This window comes from Streptomyces sp. CA2R106 (assembly GCF_037034245.1).
Taxonomy (GTDB): Bacteria; Actinomycetota; Actinomycetes; order Streptomycetales; family Streptomycetaceae; genus Actinacidiphila.
In genome coordinates, this window is record NZ_JBAGKC010000235.1 from 1 (window position 1) to 222 (window position 222).

A 222-nucleotide genomic window follows, 5' to 3' on the forward strand; every position below is an offset into this window, starting at 1 on the left:
CATCCCCGCCACCGTCGCCGCCGCGATCTCACCCTGCGAGTGACCCACGACAGCCTCGGGCGCGACCCCGGCGGCTTCCCAGACCGCGGCCAGCGACACCATCACCGCCCACAACGCCGGCTGCACCACATCAGCCGCCTCAAGCGCCGGAGCGCCTTCCGCACCCGCCAACACGTCATGCAGCGACCACTCCACATACGGCGCCAACGCCGCCGCACACTC

1 protein-coding gene is annotated in these 222 nt (G+C 72.1%); it reads right to left on the reverse strand.

Features of this window, described 5'->3' with window-relative positions:
- Positions 1-222: acyltransferase domain-containing protein (locus WA788_RS35900; protein WP_335984759.1), on the reverse strand; the 222-nt coding region annotated here is incomplete at both ends.